Below are 17,748 nucleotides of genomic sequence, written 5' to 3'. Positions count from 1 at the left end.
ATTAGTCTACGGCATCTATAGTCGCAAGAAGACGAGTCGGCTACCATCGATATGGCTTACGCTTGCCTTACCGTTGTGTAAGGTACGGGTAGCCAGCCTGCCACGTGTTGATATTGAGAGAGGACTCCTGTTGAAGACTGTTCATGTTGCCGCTGGGATCATTCGCAAGGAAGGATCTGACGAGCTGCTTGCCGTGCAGCGCGGCTACGGCGACATGCAAGGACTTTGGGAATTCCCGGGCGGCAAGCTCATGCGCGGCGAGACACCCGAAGACGCCGTGCGCCGCGAGCTCATGGAAGAGCTGCAGGTAAAAGTTACCAACCTGCGCGATTTCTATACCGTTGAGTACGACTACCCCGATTTCCATCTCTCCATGGAGTGCTACTACTGCTCGCTGGCCGATGAATCCGATGAGCCCCAGAAGCATGACCGCCAACTCGATATCCGCTGGATTCCGCGCACCTCGCTTGCCACCGTTGAGTGGATGCCCGCCGACAAAGGGCTTATCGATGCGCTGATTGAGTTGAAGGAAGACCGGCTCGAGACAAGCTCCGCCGATGACGCTGTGCCCAAAACAGCCGACAAACCCGCCACCAAACCCAAGCGCGCACCTAAGCGCCGCAGCAAGAAGCGTCCCAAGCCCGGCCTGCTCGACGGCATCGATACCTCGGACCTCTCCGCTGACGAGCGCGAACTGGTCCGCCGTCGCGCCGCCATCAAAAAGTCCATGAAGGGCAACAAGCGCGCCAACACCAAGCCCGAGCTGCTCGTTCGCCAGCGCCTGCGCGCCGCAGGCCTTACGGGATACCGTCTGGAATGGAAGGTGCCCGGAAAGCCCGACATCGCCTTTCCCGGGCGCAAGATCGCCATCTTCGTCAACGGCTGCTTTTGGCATCGCTGCCCCAAGTGCAACCCTAGCCAGCCCAGGCGCAACGTTGAGTTTTGGGAGGCAAAGTTTCGCCGCAACGTCGAGCGCGACCGCGCTGCCATCGACGCGCTTACCCAAATGGGCTGGACGCCCATAACCATCTGGGAATGCGAACTCAAAAAGGACCGCATCGACGCCACCATGGAAAAGGTCATCGAGCAGGTGCGTACTGCAGAGCCGCAGCGCTAGGAACGAGCCGTCCACACGCCCCGCACGTCCGCGCCACATCCGCACCACAAACCTTAGAAAGCCCTTAAGCTCAAAACCTTTCAAGAGTGTTACCCGATAGCTTTGACCTGCGGTTTCATTGTTACATCAAATCTGATTAAGCCTTTCTTTAGCGCTTCTTTGCAGCAGCCGCGGCATAATACTGCCAACGCACGGGACCTAGCAGCACGCCCCGTGCGCAACCTTTTGGTGGACATCGAGGAGGCCGCATAAGCATGCATTCTTCCAACGGCGCAGCACAGCAGCCATCCCTAAATCATGCAAACCTTTTCTCCTTCCCCCCGACACAGAGAAACGGCCTCCTCGACTCCCCCACCACAAAAGCCAAACGCTCAACCGACCAGAGCCACAACTTGCGAGCATCGTTCGAAAGGCTCCAAGCATCCCTAGACAAGGCGTTCCCCGAACAGGCAAGAGCAATCTAAGCCCATCGCGCTTTATACTGATGCCATGCGAAACATGGATCACATAGAATTGCACCGCGGAGGACGCGAAGAAGCGTTTCCCGAGACCGCCGAAGACTGGCCCTATATTGCCGAACGCGCAGAATTCGCTCGCTATCCGGGCAATTCCGTCCCCTGGCACTGGCATTCCGAAGTTGAGCTTTTCTACATGGAGCAGGGAGCGATTGACTATCGAACGCGCGCGGCTCATGAGCACGTACGCTTTGAGGAAGGGTCCGCCGGCTTTATCAACGGCGGCGTTTTGCACAGCACGCTGCAATCACCCAATTCGGCGCCAGCCATTCAAATGCTGCATATCTTTCAGCCGTCGATGCTCGGCGATCCCGCGGGACGTCTCCAAAAGCGCTACATCAACCCATTGCTTCAATGTCGAGGCGTCGATGTGCTCAAATGGTCGCCCACCAACCCCGACGATATGCCCTTTATCGATTTGCTAAAGAGTTCCTTTAACCACGACCTTCAACAGCCGCAGAACGAGATGGCGCTTCGGAATAGCTTGTCAGAGCTCTGGATTCAGATTTACGCCAAGGCCGAACCGCTCTTTTCCTCCGACAACGCCTCTTGGATGACCAACCGCGACGTACAGTTCAAGGCAATCCTGGACTATATCCGCGCAAACTATGCAGCCACTATAGATGTGCCCCAGATGGCATCTGCAGCCGGCGTAAGCGAAAGAGAGTGTTACCGCATTATCGAAGCTTGCGCAGGAACGACCCCGGCGGCATATCTGCGCGCATACCGCGTAAACCGTGCTTGCGAACTTTTGGCACACACCACGCGAACGGTCCAGACAGTCGCGCGCCAATGCGGCTTTATAACAGCAAGCCATCTTGGCCAGGTATTTAAAGAACAAATGGGGTGCACTCCTTCGAGCTATCGAGCAGCGAGGCAGAATCTCGATAGCACCAGGCAGAAATCCCGCTAGCCCTTCTTCTGTCACTGCATCAAACTTGCAGGCAAACAACAGAGAGGAGCAATCATATGAAGCACTTTGACCATATCGCATTTGACGTTGATGGGACATTGGCAGATACAGAAGAAAGCGTTCTGTCATCGCTTGTCCAGATTGTCCAAGAAGAGACCGGCAAAACGCTCCCCCGACACGAGCTTGAATTTGCCCTCGGCATACCCGGCAAGGATGCCCTTGAGAAACTTGGAATCTACTCGCAGGCAACGTTGAATCGTTGGTGCCAAGTTGCTGCCAGCTTTAAAAGCACCATCAGCGTGTTTCCAGGCTTGCTTGAAGTCATCGCAACACTCGCCAACAACGGCTGCAAACTTGGCATCGTCTCCTCACGTGCGCGCGACGAATACGCAAAAGAAATTGCACCCCTTGGTTTCGATAAGTATTTTGAGCACATCATCCTTGTCGAAGACACAACCGAACATAAACCCGCACCCGCACCCATGCTCGAATATCTCCGGCGTACGGGCGCGAATCCTGGCAACGTCGTCTACGTTGGCGACACTGTCTACGACGAACAATGCGCAACTTCGGCAGGGGTCAGTTTTGCCAGAGCGGCATGGGGATCACACCAAGACATCCCAAACGCCACCTACAACCTCAAAACCCCCAACGACCTGCTAACCCTAACAACCAAGTAACCCCCGCGCCCCACCCTTTCAGCCCCAACGCCACAAGGGCGACGACCTCGAGTAGGTCAACCTGGGAGGGACGAGGGCTTAGTTCCCCAATCTTTCCGCAGGGGGCAAAAAGCCTCGCCGCACGAAGTGCGCAGCGAGGCTTTTTGCATGCCCGAGGACGATTGGGGAACTAAGCCCTCGTCCCTCCCCGGGATATGTAGCGAGTCGGAGTACCCTTGCTGTTACTCTGCTTTGCCCACAGAGTTGAGGTTGGTCATGCGGATCTTAACCAGCTCGGTGATCTCACGCATACCCTCCTTAGCCGGCTTCTTGGGGTCGAAGCAGGCAGGGTTCTCGGCCATGTAGGCCATGAAGCCCTTGGTGTAGGCCTGACGCAGCTCGGTGGCGTAGTTAACCTTGCAGATGCCGTTCTTCACAGCCTCGGCAACCTGCTCATCGGGCACACCGGAGGTGCCGTGCAGAACCAGCGGCACGTCGACGGCGTCGCGGATGGCCTTGACCACGGACTGCTCGATGTGCGGATCGCTCGTGTACACACCGTGGCTGGTGCCAACGCCAATTGCGAGGGAGGTGCAGCCGGTGCGCTCGACGAACTCCTTGGCCTCGGCCGGATCGGTGTAGGGGCTCTCGCCCTCAACCGCGGGACCGTCGTCCTCCTTGCCGCCAACCTTGCCGAGCTCAGCCTCGACGGGCACGCCCATGGCGCGGCCAGCGTCGGCGACGGACTTGGTCAGAGCGATGTTGTCCTCGAAGGACTCGTGCGAGCCGTCGATCATGACAGAGGTGTAGCCAGTGCGGAAAGCCTGCATGCAGCGGTCATAGCCATCGCCGTGATCGAGGTGCAGAGCGACGGGCACGGAAGCGCGCTCGGCGGCAGCCTTGACCATGCCGTAGAAGTAGTCCAGACCAGCGGTCTTGATGGTGCCCGGGGTGGTCTGCATGATGACGGGGGACTTGGTCTCCTCGGCAGCGGCCAGAACGGCCATAACAAACTCGAGGTTCTCGACGTTGAACGCGCCAACGGCGTAATGACCGGCCTGAGCGTCCTTGAGCATCTTTTCGGTGGTAACAAGTGCCATGAGCGTTTGCTCCTCTCCCTCGCCCGCATCTGGACATCGGGCGTAGTTGTTCACAAGGCGTTTTACCTTGCGTTTTGCTGCGCCCATTGTATGAAATTCAGCGGCTTTGCACGCGCGAGATATTGAGCCCATGCAGGTCAATACAGTCGTTTTTGAAAAGTAAACGGAAGGAATTTGAGCCGAGTGGACATGTTCGATATTGAATTTTGGGCGTTCAGCGTCTTTCTTTTATAGAAAAGATAAGTAATCGAAAGGTGTTTTCTTACTCAAAAAGAAAATGAACGAAAATAGAGTCAACACAATTCCTGCAAATTTAGCCGAGAATGGAGAAAAATGGCCCAAGCCACCAACCGTGCCTTTGCCGACGAACGCCGTACCGCCATTTTGGAAATGCTCGATCATAATGCCTCGGTGCAGGTAGCAGAAATCGCCCAGACCTTTGGCGTCTCCTCCGTCACCGCCCGCGCCGACCTTGACGCGCTCGCCGAAGCAGGCAAGTTGCGCCGCACACATGGTGGTGCCGTTTCGCTTCACAAGCGCCTGACCGTTTCCACGCAGGATCGCCGCATCAATGTCAACGTCGCCGCCAAGCAGGCCATCGCGCAAAGCGCCATCGAGCTCGTCAATGACGGCGACACGCTGCTCGTCGACTCGGGCACCACGGCGCTCGAGTTCGTCCGGCTCCTCGATCAGCGCGACGGTATCACCGTCATCACGGCCGACATTACCATTGCCGATTACATCGACGAGAGCATGCCCTCGGTCGATGTCGTCATGCTGGGCGGGGCGCTGCGCAAAGGTCATCGCTATCTGTACGGCCCACTTACCATGCAGGCGCTCCAAATGGTCCATGCCGATCTGGCCGTCATGTGCCCCGGCGCCTTTGTCCCCAGCTGCGGCTTTACGACCGACTTTCCCCAGATGGCCGAGACCAAAACGGCTATGGTCGGCGCCGCCCGTCAAAGCGTCGCCCTCATGGACGCCAGTAAGGTCAACGGACGCGGCATGTACCGCTTTGCCAGGCTGACCGATGTCAACACCATCGTGATGGACCGCGACCCCGACCATGCCGTCGCCACCTCGATCGCCGAGGCCACTGACAGCTCACGTCCAGCCCTCATCATCGCCACCAGCTAAAATAAAAACCACCACAAAGGTGCCTTTGTGGTGGTTTTGCTCGTTAAAGGCGAAATATCGCTACTTGGAAAGCTCCTCGGCGAGAACCTCGATCTGAGCGCGCGAGGCGTCGTTGAGCGAGCCCAGCACGGTCACCTTGTTCTGCGCCAGGGTGATGTCCTTCATGCCCCCGAGCTCCTTGGTCATAACCTTGGCAGCGGTGGGCGCCCAGGAGCCGGCCTCAACGAGCGCCACCGTACGGTTCTGATAGGCGTGCTCGGCAAGCGTGTGGATAAAGGTGCTCATGAACGGGAAGATCTCGCCCTGATAGGTGATGGAAGCGAGCACCAGACGGTCGTAGCGGAACGCATCCTCAACGGCCTCGGCCATATCGTCGCGAGCCAGGTCAAAGACGGAGACCTTCTGGCCGCGGGCCTCGAGAGCAGACGCGAGCTCCTCAACGGCAGCCTTCAGATGGCCGTACACGCTCGCGTAGGCAATGGTGATGCCCTCGTCTTCGGGCTGATAGCTCGACCAGGTGTTATAGGTGTCGAGGTAATAGCCCAGGTTCTCGGTCAGTACGGGGCCGTGGAGCGGACAGATGATCTGAATGTCCAGATTGGCGGCCTTCTTGAGCACGGCCTGCACAAACTTGCCGAACTTTCCCACGATGCCAAAGTAGTAACGGCGCGCCTCGCAGGCCCACCCTTCCGGATCCTCGATGTCGTTGACACCGAACTTGCCAAAGCCGTCGGCACTAAAGAGCACCTTGTCGGTGGACTCGTAGGAGAAGAGCACCTCGGGCCAGTGCACGTTGGGGGCGCCGACAAACGTTAGGCTGTGACCGCCCAAATCGAGCACGTCGCCATCTTTGACGACCATCTTGCGCTCGGGGAAGTCGGTGCCAAAGTAGTTGACCATCATGCGGAAAGCACCCATGCTGGCCACAATCTGCGCCTGGGGATAGCGCTCCATAAAGGCGGCGATACCGGCGGAGTGATCGGGCTCCATATGATGGACAACCAGGTAGTCGGGCGTGCGGCCATCGACCACGGTCTCGAGGTTACCGAGCCACTCGTCGACAAAGCCAGCGTCGACCGAATCGGCGACAGCGATTTTATCGCCCAAGATAACGTAGCTGTTATATGCCATACCGTTCTCGGACACGTCGTACTGGCCCTCGAACAGGTCAATGTCGTGATCGTTGACGCCAATGTAGCGGATATCCTTGGTGATCTCCATCAGGCAAAGCCTCCTAGATAGACAAAAGAGCTCGTCTATCATAGCACTCGTCTTTAGAGCCACAGCTATCTGCCGGCAACCTTACCGATTGTTATTTAGGCGGAATATACCGCCGTTGACCTGCAAAAACTATACGCGATGAACTGCCGTGGTATGTCGAACGATGAGCTGGCCGGGAATACGAATAGCAACGGTTTTGCCCGCCGTACCTGCCTCGGGAACCGCATGCTCGAATACCTCGCGTCCGCGCTGATGTAGATCGAATCGCACGGTCGTGAGCTCGTTGTGTGCTACAAAATCATCGAGCGAATCGTCGACGCCCACCACGCTCACGTCCTCGGGCACGCGCAGGCCGCTATCACGCAGTGCGGCAATTGCGCCGTTTGCCATCTGGTCGTTTGCCGCGTAAATCGCCGTCATGGTGTGATCGTGCTCGGCCAGGTGCCTGCCGGCCTCGTAGCCGCTGTTGGCAGACCAGTCGCCCTCGAGCGGCTCTGCCGGCTCGATGTGTTTACGCTCGAGTGCATCCTGCCAACCAGCGCGACGAAACTGTTCGTCGACCGAGAACGACGGGCCGCCAATATAGCGAATTTGCTCGTGCCCCAGCTCAAACAGGTGATCCATAAGCAATAGCGAGCAGCCGTAATGGTCGGAGTCGACCGTGGTCACCCGCGGGTGCGCGTACATGGTGACGATAACCGTGCCAATGCCCGGCAGCGGATCAAACGTCTCAAAATCGGGCGCCATGCGGCTCATGCCGATGATGATGCCGTCCACCGGCAATGCGGCCATACGACGCGTGGCCTCGGCAAGCGAGAATTCCTCGGTCTTGGACATCTCGACCAGCGTGATGGCGCAATTATGCTCGCGAGCAGCGCTGGCGATGCCGTCGATCATTGAGAGGTTGCCAAACTTGGTGACATCGTTGACGCACAGGCCGACCGAATGGTAGCGACCGTCGCGCAGCGAGCGACCGGCATAACTCGGACGAAAGCCGAGCTCTTGCATAGCGGCCTGCACGCGCTGGCGCGTCTGCTCGTTAACGTTGGGCAAACCGTTGGCGACGCGCGAAACCGTCTGCTGCGAAACGCCAGCAGCGCGGGCGACGTCGGCCATGGAGACCGGACGCGTACCTGTATCGTTGGACGGGCGCCTTGCCACAGGATCACCTTCACCCTTGCGAGATCTGAATAGCGTGAATGCCGGCCCGGGCAGGAGTTTAGCCCGCGCCGAGGCCCGCTATCGTCGGACGCATGTTAACGTACTCTACTTTTTCAATCCGCATCTCTTCTGCTTTATAAGTCCATACGGCAATACCGTTCACGGCTGAATTTCTACCGATTACCAGATTCTCAAAAAGTGACAAGAGTTGTGTTATGAGTACGTTAACATAGCCCGTAACGTGCGGCATCGTGAACACTTGGTTCATGCCGCTTCAAGTTGTTAACGTACTCATAACGGCGCAAAACTTACCCGTACGCGCCAAGGAAAGGACTCCGATGACCACCCCCGACGAAAAGACACTCGCCACGCTCACCAAGCTGTTTGAGGAGGAGTTTGGGCCCATCGGCGATCGCCAGGTGCTCTATGTGCACGCGCCCGGCCGCTCCGAGATCAGTGGCAACCACACCGACCACGAGGGCGGCCACGTCATCGCTGGCTCGCTCGATGTCGCTGTCGACGGCATCGCCGTGGCAACCGACTCCAACAAGGTCCGCGTCGCCGACGAGGGCTATCCCACCTTTGAGATCACGCTCGATACGCTAGATGTTCAGGAGTCCGAGAAGGGCACGTCCGCGAGCCTCGTCCGCGGCATGGCCCACGAAATCGCTGCTCTGGGCGTTGAGCCCCAGGGCTTCGACTTCGCCTTCACCTGCTCTGTCCCCTCGGGCGGCGGCCTTTCCAGCTCTGCTGCTGTCGAGGCGGCATACGGCCGCGCCATGGAAACCCTCTGGGGCTCATCCGCAATTGAGCCCGTCGCACTCGCCCAGATGAGCCAGCGCACCGAGAACAACTACTATGGCAAGCCCTGCGGTCTTATGGACCAGGCCGCCGTTTGCTTGGGCGGCCTTGCCTACATGGACTTCGAGGACCAGGCTCAGCCTAAGACCCAGAAGCTCGAGCTCAACTTTGAGGATCACGGCTATGCGCTCGTGCTCGTTAAGGTCGGCGCCGACCACGTGGCAGCCACCGACGACTACGCCGCCGTTCCGCGCGAGATGCAAGACGTCGCCGCCGAGTTTGGCAAGGCACGCCTGTGCGAGGTAAACGTTGCCGATTTTGACGCCAAGCTCCCCGAGCTGCGCGCCAAGCTGGGCGACCGTGCCTGCCTGCGCGCCGTTCACTACTGGTACGAGAACGGCCTGGTCGATAAGCGCTGGGCGGCCCTGAACGCCGGTGACATTGACCAGTTCCTGGTCCTGACGCGCGAGTCCGGCGCCAGCTCTGCCATGTACCTGCAGAACGTTGTTGCCAAGCTGGGCTCCGAGCAGCCCTCGATGTATGCCCTGGCACTGGCCGAGCACGTGCTCGACGGCCGTGGCGCCGTCCGTATCCACGGTGGCGGCTTTGGTGGCACCATCCAGGCCTTCGTGCCGCTCGACCTGGTCGACACCTTTATCACCAAGATGAACGGCTGGCTGGGCGAGGGCTCTGCCCGCCACTACGCAATTTCTGACAAGGGGGCTTACGCGGCATGGCTGTAATGACTGACGTGCGCGAGGCCGCGCAGAACCTGATCGAGTACGCTATCCACCGATCGATGATCGGCCAGGACGATCGCATCTGGGCGTATAACACCATTCTCGAGTGCATCGGTGCTACGGGCCCGGCGCTCGACATGGCCTGGGCGCTCCAGGTCGAGAAACTCTCGCTCTTGCACCCCGACACCCTGCCCAACTTTGACCTTGAAGGCACACTTGCCGCGCTTGCCGAGGCGGCTGTTGCCAACGGCGCCGCCGAGGACACGGCATCGGGCCGCGACCGCATCGCCATGCGCATCATGGGCGCGCTCATGCCAAGGCCTTCGGTTGTAAACGAGGAGTTCAACGGACGCATGGGCGTCAACGAGCCCCGCGCCGCGACCGACTGGTTCTACGGCCTGTGCTGCGACGCCGGCTACGTGCGCCGTGCCGCCATCGCGCGCAACATCAAATGGAGCACCCCCACCAACTGGGGCGACCTCGAGATTACCATCAACCTGTCAAAGCCCGAAAAGGACCCGCGCGATATTGCCGCGGCCGGCGCCGCCAAAAACACGGGCGAGAAGTATCCCGCCTGCCAGCTCTGCATCGAAAACGAGGGCTATCCCGGACGCTCCGCTGCAGCCGACGGCGGCGCCCATCCCGCCCGCCAGAATCTGCGCGTTATCCCCATCCAGCTCAACGGCGAGCGCTGGGGCTTCCAGTACAGCCCGTACGCATACTTTAACGAGCACTGCATTGCCATGAGCTCCGAGCATCGTCCGATGCACGTCGACCGCAAGGGGCTGACCTGCCTGCTCGACTTTGTCGACCTGTTCCCGCACTACTTTATTGGCTCCAACGCCGACCTGCCCATCGTGGGCGGCTCGATTCTGTCGCACGACCACTTCCAGGGCGGCGCGCACGAGTTCCCCATGATGCACGCAGCCGAGGTCTCGCAGTTTAGCGTGCCCGGCTTTGACCGGGTTACCGGCTCTGTGCTGCAGTGGCCGCTTTCGGTACTGCGCCTGCGCTCGCACGACCGCGGCGAGCTGCTCGATGCCGCCGAGAAGATTATCCTCGCCTGGCGCGAGTGGACCGATGAATCGGTTGGCGTCATCGCGCACACGGCCGACGGCGTGGCACACAACACCGTGACGCCCGTCATCCGCCGCGTCGACTCCCGCGGCAATGCCGGCGGCGAGATCTACGAGGCCTACCTGGCGCTTCGCTGCAACATCACGACCGACGAGCATCCGCTGGGCGTATTCCACCCGCATGCCGAGTACCACCACATTAAGAAGGAGAACATCGGCCTGATCGAGGTCATGGGCCTGGCCATTCTTCCGCCGCGCCTGGTTCCCGAGCTCGGCGCTGTCCGCGAGCACCTGCTGGCGGCCAAGGTCGATGCCAGCTACGACCTTGCTAGCGCGCTCGAGGGCGATGATCTATGCCGCAACCACGCCGCATGGGCCGAAGACGTTTTTGCCCGCCGCGCCGACGAGCTTACGGCAGACAGCGCCATCGATATCCTGCACGAGGAGGTCGGCGTGGTGTTTGGCCACGTGCTCGACAACGCCGGCGTCTTTAAGTGGGACGAAGCAGGACGTGCCGCCCAACAGCGCTTTATCGACTCGCTGTAGCATGCGAGCTCGAACGCACGCACTTAACAAATAGCGCCTACACGACCGCGGCGCCCGCCGGCAACATCGCCGGCGGGCGCCGTTTTCTGATGCAAGGGTAGCTAATTTGCATCAAAACAAGGAGTGTTCCAAACTGCCGGCAGAGAAGGAGCGCCCCAAGTGCCGACCTAAACCCCACATTATTCGATGGAAAAACGTGGTTACCTCCCACATTATTCGATGGAACAACGTGGTTTACTCCCACATTTTTCGATGGAAAGACCAAAACAGTCTTATACTAACCATGATCGTTAGGAGGCAGTATGCAGCGACAGCTAATGGACGAACTCATCGCTTGGAAATCTAGGGCAAACCGCAAGCCCCTCCTGCTTAAGGGGGCCCGCCAGACGGGAAAAACCTGGCTTCTTAACGAATTCGCAGGCCAGCAGTATCAAAACGTCATCCGCTTTGACTTTATGCTCGAACCGGGCGCACGTTCGCTGTTCGACGGAAGCCTTGACCCCAAACGCATCATCTCCCAGATAGAGCTCCTGCGCGGCCAGACCATAACGCCGACAGACACACTCATCATCTTCGACGAAATCCAAGAGGCACCGCGTGGCATCACCTCGCTCAAATACTTCAACGAGCTGGCGCCGGAATACCATATCGTGGCAGCCGGCTCCTATATGGGGCTCGCGCTCCGACGCGAAAACGAGTCGTTCCCCGTCGGCAAGATTGACCAGCTTACCATGCGCCCCATGGGGTTTGTCGAGTTCGTTCGTGCCGTCGATGGCGATCCGCTCGCAGATGCCATCCTTGCCGCAGACATGGACCTGCTGGCGAATGTTTCCGAAAAGCTCGAGCGCCTGCTCAAGGAATACCTCGTTGTCGGTGGCATGCCAGAAGTTGTCTCCGCTTTCGCCGCCTCCCACGATTTCATCGAGGCCCGCAGGCTTCAGCAGCAAATCATCGAAGCTTATGAATCCGATTTTGGCAAGCATGCGCCAGCCCGCATCGTCGAGCGCATGAGGCTGGTTTGGAAATCCCTTCCCGGCCAGCTCGCAAAGGAAAACAAGAAGTTCGTCTACGGCGCGCTTCGTCCCGGGGCGCGCGCACGCGATTTTGAGGAAAGCCTCCAGTGGCTCATGGACTATGGAATCATTCATAAGGTACCACGTGTTTCCGCCCTAAGAGCACCGCTCACAAGCTACGAGGATCTCTCGGGCTTCAAGCTGTTCTGCATCGACACCGGCATCCTCGGAGCACTCTCCGGCCTCACGCCAGCCATTGTTCTGAACGGGCCTGCTGTTTTTACGGAGTTCAAAGGCTCGCTGACCGAGCAATACGTCGCACAGGAGCTTTTGCTCCAAGGCAATACTCCCGCGTATTGGTCATCCTCCTCCGGCAATGCAGAGACTGACTTTGCCGTCGACCATGCGGGGACCGTGCTTCCGCTCGAGGTCAAGGCGGCAGAGAATCTCAAAGCAAAGAGCCTGAGGATTGCCTGCGAGAAGTTCAAGCTCGAGCGCTGCGTGAGAACATCGTTAGCGGCATATAGAGACGAAGGCACGCTCGTCAATATTCCGCTCTGGGAGATTGGGCAAATCGACAAGCTGGCATAGGCGCTGTGGAGGGGGTGCCCCGTAAGGAGTGTCCCAAACTGCCGGCAAAAAAGGAACGTCTCTATCTGCCGCATTCCCGAAGCAAGGCAACGCCGATGTTTTGGCAACGGCAGCGAGCGGGCCGCATTTGAGACAAGGTGACGTGAAACGAAAGGGCGCTGACCTTCTGGTCGCGCCCTTGAAGTTGAACGTCAGATTGTCCAAATGCGGCCCGCGCAGCGTCGAGCCGTTACGCGGTTTGGTAAAACCGCGTAACCCTAAAGCTCCGTTACTTCAACGTTGTTGTAGATCTCGTCCCAGCGGTCCATGACCAGGTGACCGGTCTTGGGATCCATAGCGTTGAGTTTGCCGCAGGTATTGGCGGTCTTGAGCACCGTGACGTCGTCGGCGCCAGCAGCAATGGCATGTGCAAAGCCGGCGATGGTCGAGTCGCCGGAACCCGTTGCGTTCACAGCCGCAATCGCGGGCGTCTTGGCGCGGAACGCGCGACCCTCATGGAAGCCAACCGAACCGGCAGCGCCCATCGAAACGACAACCCAGGGGATACCGGCAAAACGGTCATCGGCGGCGAGCGCCTCGCGCAGGGCATCGACATCATCGGTCGTAAAGGACGTACCCAGCAGGCCGTTAATCTCGGTCAGGTTGGGCTTTACGAGCTCAGGCTTAGCGTCGGACTCCAGCGCGGCCTCCAGCGATGCACCCGAGGTATCGAGCAGCACCTTGGCGCCCGCCTCCTCGGCGATCTTGACGAGCTCGGCATAGTAGCCGGCATCGACGCCACGCGGCAGCGAGCCCGAAAGCGTCACAACGTCCGCCTTCGCTGCAAGCTCGGCAAACTTGGCCGTAAAGGCCTCGAGCTCGGCCGGGGCGATCTGCGGGCCGCTCTCCAGCAGCTCGGTCTGATTACCCTCGTGCAGAATATTCAGGCAAATGCGCGTCTCACCGGCGATGGGCACAAAGTCGTTCTTGACGCCGTCGGCATCCATAAGCTCGGCCATATAGGCACCCATGTGGCCGCCGAGCAGACCGGTCGCGAGCACATCGTCGCCCAACTGCAGCAGTACACGGCTCACGTTGAGGCCCTTACCGCCAGCAGTCTTTTCGGGCGTCACGCGGTTCACGTCGTCGATGATCAACTTGTCGAGCTGATAGCGCGTATCAATCGACGGGTTCATGGTAACGGTCAGAATCATATTGAACTCCTGTTTCCGGGGCACGGCACGCGCAGCCCCAAACATACGATAGCTCGTTAAAGGATCTCGATCTCAAAGCCGCGGGTGACGGTCTCTCCCGGCTTGGCCACCAGGCAGCCGCGCTTGTGCTCCAGAATATCGTCCTCGTCGGAGCAGGTGGACAGGCCGCCCCACGGTTCCACGGCCACAAAGTCGCCCTCGGGCTTGCTCCACACAATCAGGTACGGCATATCGGGGAACGTCAGGCGCACGCCCTTGTCCTCGGTTTTCTTGGTCAGCGTAACCACGCGGCTCTCGAGCACGTCGAAGATGGTCTCCGCGAAGTCGAAGAGTTCGTGGGTAAGCGGCAGGTTCTGGCCGATCATGGGATTCTTGCTGCGATGCTCAACATCAATCAGGCCCGTCGAGGGAACGGCAGTACAGAGCTCGGCGGCCTCACGCTGCTCAAAACGGAGCTCGTAGTCGTCATAGGACTCGCCCTCGTCGAGCGGGCACTTAAAGCCGGGATGACCGCCCACAAAGAACGGCATGTCCTCGGTGCCCTCATTGGTCACCTCGTACGACACGACCACCTTTTCCGAATCAATCGTGTAGCGAGCAACGATCTTAAACGGATACGGGTACTGCTCGAGCAACTCGGCATGGTCGGCAGAGCTTAGGCTCAGCGCAACCATGTTGTCGCCCTGCTCCTCGAGCTTCCACTCCTGTTTGCGCGCAAAGCCGTGACGGGCGAGCTTTACCTCGCGGCCGCCCATGGCCATTGCGCGACCATCACGAAGGCCGCCGCAGATCGGGAAGCAAATGGGTGCCTGGCCCGACCAGACCGAAGGATCGCCCTGCCACAGATACTCGCGACCGTCGGCCACAATTGAGGTGAACGAGCCGCCCGCCGTGCTCAGTGCTACGCGGATAGAACCGTTATCAAGAACAAACTCCATAGGAGCCTTCCCTTTCTTATGACAGCCCGCCAAGTCAATAGGGCTGATAGAAAACCGGCCCGCGCCCCCTCACAGAAACGCGAGCCGTCAATTGAAAAGCTGCAGAATACTGGGTCCCGCCAAAACGAAGCCCACAAGCTCAGCAAGCAAACGTGTTATCGGAGCAGCTTACTGAACCAGAAAGCTTCGCAACAACAGCGGTAACCCCACAGGTACCCCCAACGTCAGCGAGAAGTCAGCTGGCGAGGCAAGGTGCCGTGAAGCGAGGCGGCATTGACCTTCTGGTCATGCCGCCGAAGCTGAACGGCAGATTGCCCGCCAGATGGCTTCGCAGCGTCGGCCGGTCCGGCGTTCGGCAGAACGCCGGAACCTAATTAGTCGTGGTACTCGCCGCGGTCCCACTTCTCGAGGAACTCGTCAAAGAAGTGCGGGTCAGCCTGAGCCTCGGCGTCGGCCTTATTGCAGGCATCGATCTTGGCGATCAGGGCATCGTGCTCGGGGGTCTTCTCGTAGGGCTCCTCCAGGAAGGCAAGCATGATATCGGCCATCAGGAACTCGCCGGTAATCTTGCCGCCAAAGCCCACGATGTTGGCGTTGAGCTCGCGACGGGCATACAGGGCAGAGGTCATGTCGCGGACCAGGGCGCAGCGGGCGCCGGGAACCTTGTTGACGGCGTTGGTGATGCCGATGCCGGTGCCGCACAGGGCCACGCCAAAGTCGGCCTTGCCGCTGGCAACAGCCTCGCCCACGGCCTTACCGTAGATGGGATAGTGCGTACGGGTGTGGCTGTAGGTGCCGCAGTCGAGCACCTTGTAACCAGCCTGCTCCAGGCGGTCGGCCAGATAGATCTTCTCGTCCGTAACGATATGGTCGCAACCGATTGCGATGGTCTTCTTCATCAGAACGTCCTTTCGTCTGAATTCACAAGTTGAGGTAGAAGTTCGAGTTCTCGGTGGCTCTCGTTAGGCCATCTTGTTGAGCATGTCGACACGGATCTGGTGACGGCCGCCGGCGTACTGTGCACGCAGGAACTCGCGGGCGATCTTCTTGGCGACCTCGGTGCCCACAACGCCCGGGCCCATGGTGACCATGCGCGAGCCGTTGTGCTCGCGGGTCATGTAAGCGGAACGCTCGTCGGAAATGTTGGCGACGACCATGCCCTTGATCTTGACGGCGGCCATATAGGAGCCGACGCCGTACTTATCGAATGCGAAGCCCTGGGAATCCTTGTGCTCCAGCAGGTCCTTGGCAACGGCGGTCGCGGAATCGACAAAGTCCGCGGCAGGGGTCTCGGAATAGTCGACGACCTCGTGACCGTCGGCGATGAGCATCTCCTTGATAGACTCCTTCATCGACATACCGTCGGCATCGGAAGCGATTACAACCCTCATGACATCCTCCTTGAGAGATACGCAGGTGCGTAGTTTCTGTTTGGAAGTGTTGAATCGCGTTCAGGTCCGGGCATCTGAATGTGCGGTTCTTCACTGTTCATGTTTATTTGAACACATTCGAACAGTAACTGCAACAACTATTTGTTTATCTTTGTTCTTTTTTGAACAAATATCGTTCACGGATGATTGCTGACCGTTTGAGCCGGGCGCGGACGTAGCGACCATGTGTTCAACAAACAAAAGGGCGGCCAAGAACGTGTCTCGGCCGCCCTTCGGCGGTATTCCCCGGTATATACAGCTGTTTTAGCTACTCGGACTGCCCACCCTTTTTGGCGTGCTTGGACGGAGCACTCAGAAAGCGGCCCGTCAAATAGTTCGCCGGGCCGGAAATATCGATCCCCAGCAGCACGTGTCCCAGCCACAGGAACGCCACGAGCACCAGCAGCGGGATAACGCACGAGGTCACGATCATCACGATGACGCCTTCAATCAGATCGGTCACCTGCCGCACAATCTCATCGGTCATCTGCTTGGCGCCGCTGGTCACCGACGTAACAAGGCTCGATGCCCCATCAGTCAACTGCTCGAGCACGTTTTTGGACTCCGTGGCCTCGGATTTTTTCTTGTTCGATTTTGAGCTGGTCTCGGCTGACTTGTCCGTGGTGTCGGCCGCGTCCGCAGCGTCCGCAGCCTTTTGCTCAGCTTGCTCAATACTTACGCGATACGTTTCATCGACCTTCTGCGACACCCATACGCTCGCGGGCACGAGCGCCATGCCGATCACGGCAACCACCAGCACGCGCGTCGCCACACGGCGCAGGACGGCGCTCGTGCTCCAGCGCCCGTGAATGCCGAGCGACACCGCAAAGAGCACCAACGCAAACGGGATTAAGATGCCCAGGCCAACCGACCACAAAATGGTTAGCAGGTATTTCTCGAGGTAGAGCACAGCAAGCACGATACCAAGGTTGCCTGAAAGCTGCGCGAGCTGCTCGGCAACTGGCGTTCCCGTATCGCCCGGCAGCGCAGTGATACCCGCAGATAGGGCGACGCACGAGGTCGTGAGCGCCAAAACATTGCCCTTCTTTTGATCGATGACCTCGATGGTAGAGTCCCAAGTTTTGGTATCGGCAAAATGCGGACGAGCTACAAAGCCCGACAGCAGCGCCAGTACCACGAGCGCAACGATAAAGCCAATCTGCAGCTTTTTGTTTGCGCACACGACATCGGACAGGCTGGGCTGCAGCTCGGTTACCGTCGTATGCTCGGTTATCTGGACAGGACGCCCATGAGCCATCTCGTGCGCATCTGTCTTTTGAATCAATCCGTTGTCCGGCATTTGGACACCTCCTCATTCCGGCCTGCATTGCGGATGGAAGTATACCCACCCATCGAAAAACCGAACGGGAGGGCGTGCAGAAGCTCCAAGACTGTCCCCAACGACTAGTCGTTTAAGAACGTCCCCAATGACTGTCTCGGGATGAGTTGCGGTGGAATAGGGTTTGTTTTGTGCCCGCCGGCCCCTATTCAGTCCCTATTTCACCGCAACTTGGAGGAGGATCAGAACCACCCTTAAAAAGGGTGGTTTGCTCTTAGGGTATAACCCACGGGCCCCGGGCTCGCGTCTAAAGGCGCG

Annotated in this window: 15 protein-coding genes; 7 read left to right on the top strand and 8 right to left on the bottom strand. The window is 59.0% G+C overall.

The genetic code is table 11. The features are described 5' to 3' along the window. Positions 1-130 precede the first annotated feature (130 nt). The 3 genes from vsr (at position 131) to ABHR63_RS05450 (ending at position 3,225) form a co-directional block, all read left to right on the top strand. Complete coding sequence (vsr, locus tag ABHR63_RS05460; protein WP_346965221.1) at positions 131-1,117, top strand: DNA mismatch endonuclease Vsr; 987 nt, start codon at positions 131-133, stop codon at positions 1,115-1,117. Positions 1,118-1,615: 498 nt separating this feature from the next. Then, on the top strand, positions 1,616-2,545 hold the full coding sequence (locus tag ABHR63_RS05455; RefSeq protein ID WP_346965220.1) for an AraC family transcriptional regulator: 930 nt from the start codon (positions 1,616-1,618) through the stop codon (positions 2,543-2,545). Positions 2,546-2,601: 56 nt separating this feature from the next. Further along, entirely contained in the window at positions 2,602-3,225 is a 624-nt protein-coding gene (locus tag ABHR63_RS05450) for an HAD family hydrolase (RefSeq protein ID WP_346965219.1), read from the top strand. Positions 3,226-3,446: 221 nt separating this feature from the next. Here the strand turns inward: ABHR63_RS05450 and ABHR63_RS05445 are convergent, their stop codons facing one another. Continuing rightward, positions 3,447-4,304 (bottom strand): class II fructose-bisphosphate aldolase, encoded by an 858-nt coding sequence (locus ABHR63_RS05445; protein WP_022095149.1) that lies wholly within the window; start codon positions 4,302-4,304, stop codon positions 3,447-3,449. 333 nt (positions 4,305-4,637) lie between these two features. Here ABHR63_RS05445 and ABHR63_RS05440 point away from each other — a divergent pair, with 333 nt between their 5' ends. Beyond that, the gene (locus ABHR63_RS05440; RefSeq protein WP_346965014.1) at positions 4,638-5,441 is read left to right on the top strand and encodes a DeoR/GlpR family DNA-binding transcription regulator; all 804 of its coding nucleotides are present in this window, start codon (positions 4,638-4,640) and stop codon (positions 5,439-5,441) included. Positions 5,442-5,501: 60 nt separating this feature from the next. Here the strand turns inward: ABHR63_RS05440 and ABHR63_RS05435 are convergent, their stop codons facing one another. Further along, positions 5,502-6,662 carry an FprA family A-type flavoprotein gene (locus tag ABHR63_RS05435; protein ID WP_346965013.1) on the bottom strand — a complete coding sequence of 387 codons (1,161 nt, stop codon included), beginning with the start codon at positions 6,660-6,662 and terminating at the stop codon, positions 5,502-5,504. A gap of 129 nt (positions 6,663-6,791) precedes the next feature. Then, positions 6,792-7,778, bottom strand: a complete 987-nt coding sequence (locus ABHR63_RS05430; RefSeq protein ID WP_346965016.1) for a LacI family DNA-binding transcriptional regulator — start codon at positions 7,776-7,778, stop codon at positions 6,792-6,794. A gap of 383 nt (positions 7,779-8,161) precedes the next feature. Here ABHR63_RS05430 and ABHR63_RS05425 point away from each other — a divergent pair, with 383 nt between their 5' ends. The 3 genes from ABHR63_RS05425 (at position 8,162) to ABHR63_RS05415 (ending at position 12,590) form a co-directional block, all read left to right on the top strand. Next, complete coding sequence (locus tag ABHR63_RS05425) at positions 8,162-9,367, top strand: galactokinase (protein WP_346965012.1); 1,206 nt, start codon at positions 8,162-8,164, stop codon at positions 9,365-9,367. Continuing rightward, positions 9,358-10,986: a UDP-glucose--hexose-1-phosphate uridylyltransferase gene (locus tag ABHR63_RS05420; protein ID WP_346965011.1), complete on the top strand. Its 1,629-nt coding sequence runs from the start codon at positions 9,358-9,360 to the stop codon at positions 10,984-10,986. The genes ABHR63_RS05425 and ABHR63_RS05420 overlap by 10 nt, the downstream gene beginning before the upstream one ends. Positions 10,987-11,288: 302 nt before the next feature. Then, positions 11,289-12,590 (top strand): ATP-binding protein, encoded by a 1,302-nt coding sequence (locus ABHR63_RS05415; RefSeq protein ID WP_346965010.1) that lies wholly within the window; start codon positions 11,289-11,291, stop codon positions 12,588-12,590. Between the two features lie 257 nt (positions 12,591-12,847). On the opposite strand, the gene ABHR63_RS05410 is transcribed toward ABHR63_RS05415, so the two are convergent. The 5 genes from ABHR63_RS05410 to ABHR63_RS05390 all read right to left on the bottom strand — a co-directional run bounded on the left by ABHR63_RS05410 (position 12,848) and on the right by ABHR63_RS05390 (position 17,451). Beyond that, the gene (locus ABHR63_RS05410) at positions 12,848-13,783 is read right to left on the bottom strand and encodes a hexose kinase (protein WP_195361267.1); all 936 of its coding nucleotides are present in this window, start codon (positions 13,781-13,783) and stop codon (positions 12,848-12,850) included. Positions 13,784-13,839: 56 nt separating this feature from the next. Then, the gene (locus tag ABHR63_RS05405; RefSeq protein WP_346965009.1) at positions 13,840-14,721 is read right to left on the bottom strand and encodes an aldose 1-epimerase family protein; all 882 of its coding nucleotides are present in this window, start codon (positions 14,719-14,721) and stop codon (positions 13,840-13,842) included. A 374-nt stretch (positions 14,722-15,095) separates the two neighbouring features. Beyond that, positions 15,096-15,620 (bottom strand): galactose-6-phosphate isomerase subunit LacB, encoded by a 525-nt coding sequence (gene lacB, locus ABHR63_RS05400; RefSeq protein ID WP_006234831.1) that lies wholly within the window; start codon positions 15,618-15,620, stop codon positions 15,096-15,098. Positions 15,621-15,683: 63 nt separating this feature from the next. Continuing rightward, complete coding sequence (gene lacA / locus ABHR63_RS05395) at positions 15,684-16,112, bottom strand: galactose-6-phosphate isomerase subunit LacA (RefSeq protein WP_006234830.1); 429 nt, start codon at positions 16,110-16,112, stop codon at positions 15,684-15,686. Positions 16,113-16,419: 307 nt separating this feature from the next. After that, positions 16,420-17,451: a hypothetical protein gene (locus ABHR63_RS05390; RefSeq protein WP_346965008.1), complete on the bottom strand. Its 1,032-nt coding sequence runs from the start codon at positions 17,449-17,451 to the stop codon at positions 16,420-16,422. Positions 17,452-17,748: the final 297 nt, after the last annotated feature.

It is taken from the genome of Collinsella aerofaciens (assembly GCF_039752775.1).
Lineage (GTDB): Bacteria > Actinomycetota > Coriobacteriia > Coriobacteriales > Coriobacteriaceae > Collinsella > Collinsella aerofaciens_R.
The sequence above is the reverse complement of the archived record's forward strand: the minus strand, read 5'-3'. Positions and strand labels throughout refer to the sequence as shown.